Annotated in this window: 1 protein-coding gene; it reads right to left on the bottom strand. The window is 38.6% G+C overall.

Annotated elements, in window-relative coordinates; all coding sequences use genetic code 11:
* A partial coding sequence (locus tag QM460_RS10310; RefSeq protein ID WP_414290045.1) for a type IV secretory system conjugative DNA transfer family protein occupies nucleotides 1-2,265 on the bottom strand: 2,265 nt, incomplete at both ends.

The following is a 2,265-nucleotide window of genomic DNA, read 5'->3' as shown; positions in this document are numbered from 1 at the left end:
TTTGTATCCATGTGAGGAATCGCAGGGATATTTGTAAACTCATCTAAGATATGGAGAATCCGATTAATACATTTACGACCACTTGAGAGAGCAAGCTCATAGTTAGCATTGAATAGCTGATCTAAGAATAACGAAACAATCCCATTATACTCTGTTCGGTTTGGTGGTGTTACCAGGTAAATGACTTTCGGTTTATCTGAATAGACCAGTTCAATATCCGACTCCTGAAGAAGATTTTTGGTATCTTCTTTATTCTTAAGGACGGTTATATCGATATGATCTAAAATCGGCTTCTTGCTATACTCATCTAGTTCTAGACTATCTCCGTTTCTTCGATAGACTTTTTCAGCTGAAAATTGAAAGATTTGATCTCGAACAGGGGAATTGCCATTATTCTTATGATTGAAATCAATCGTTACCGTAAACTGATCTGGAAGTTTAGGCTCAATGGCATAGGTCAGATACCCTTCCCCATCGACTAAAGCTGTCGCTTGCTTTATATAATCGACTTTCTTTTCGACTTTACCCCACTTCTTCAATCCTGTAATCGTTACTTTAGCAGTTTTGTGCTTAAATTCGTTTTTAAGCTGACTGTTGGTGCTTGATCTCAGCTTGACAGATAATCGACGTGGGAAGCCAACAGACTCTAAATCAATAGAGTTTTTAGAAGTCAGTTTGGCCACGTTGTCTTGCAAGAACAGATTGATTCCTGTCATCATGCTAGAGTAGACATTACCTTTAGTCTCATCACCACCAAAGTCTGAAGCACGAAATTCGATATCAGCCATTTGTCTAAATTTCGAGAATTGTTGTTGATTGACTTGTCTCAAATTATCAAAATAGACTGTGATTTTTGACTTTTTCGACACTTGTTGTTCTCTGCTTGGATTCTCGACGATTTCTCCAGCACCATCTACAAAGACTTCTTCAGAACCCATTGTCGCCAAGAATTTTGCAACGTTAGGGATCGTAATGGTATCCCAGGCATCGTCTTCACCATTTTGAACGGTTTCATTAGCTCGATCCATCAAAGCCATTGTAAGAGCATTAAACAGGGATATAGAAGACTTACGGAAATATTCAGCATTCCCCTTCTCTCCACCTTTTTGTTTCGGATAAATGGATTCTGCGACTGCATTGACATAGGTTTGAGTTTTCTCATAGTAGCCCTTCTTTGCAGCAGCGATAGCTAGAGCTAGCGGATTGAAAGACATAGACCAATCCATATTTTGGAAAGAAAGAACATTGACATCATAGTCACGTTGCCTCATGAGTTTGTAGGAGGCTTGATAATGTTCCCCTTTCGGGTCTGCTAGTACCATCGATGGCTGCAATTCAGCACGACTGTTGATTTCAATTGCTGGAGTAATATGACCTTCACCCTTACCTGAACGAGTCATCCCAATTCCTAACAGATTCGTCGGCTTATCTTCAATGTAATAATATCCAGAAGGAAAAGCTAACATGCCTAAAATCCGCTCCGCATTTGTCACGTATCGGCTCATTTTTCTATTTTGCCATAACATTTGAGTTCTCAGTGTTTGTCCTGCTAGATCATGAGTCAGTTCATGAAGTACAGGAGCTCCACCTTCACCTGGATAAGTTAAATCTTTATTGGGGATCTTTTTGTATTGACGACGAATTTCATCAATCGTCACAAAACGGTCATCTCCTTCTTCGTTGTTGTTATAGTCTCGAAACTGCTCGAAGTTTATCCAGGCAGATTTCCAGGCGATAACTAAGCCCAATAGAAAGATTGGAAATGCTAAAATCGGTGCTATCAAGAAGACCTTAGCATTCAATAAACTTTGAAATAAGAGGCTGTTTAAGTCAAAGTTTACGGCCTTACTAGCATCTTTAAACGACCAAATACTAAAGTAGAGAAAGCGGATTGTGGCTCTCAAAACAGTAACCAGGTAATTGGTTAAGATAAAAGCAATAAAGCTAAAACCTAATCCCATATAAACGAAGCTGCGGTAACTCTTAAAATAAAGAATGGGCTTCATTTCTTTATCAAAACGTTTCCGTTCTCGTTTAACAAAAGGGAGGGTATAGAATATCCTGAAGAAAACATTCCAAAGAATGAGAGAGACAAGCGCAAAGATTTTAGGTAAGAATGACTTCATCCCATTGAGCAACCCTCTAACTGATTTGAACCATACTTGTTTCCAATCAATTCCTTTACGATTTTTCCAACCTCTTTTTATTGCTTGCCTTAGACTACTCTTTCCTGCTAATAACCTTTGATAGCTTCTTAAAAAATAC

It is taken from the genome of Streptococcus infantis (assembly GCF_047464415.1).
Classification (GTDB): domain Bacteria; phylum Bacillota; class Bacilli; order Lactobacillales; family Streptococcaceae; genus Streptococcus; species Streptococcus infantis_AE.
The sequence above is the reverse complement of the archived record's forward strand: the minus strand, read 5'-3'. Positions and strand labels throughout refer to the sequence as shown.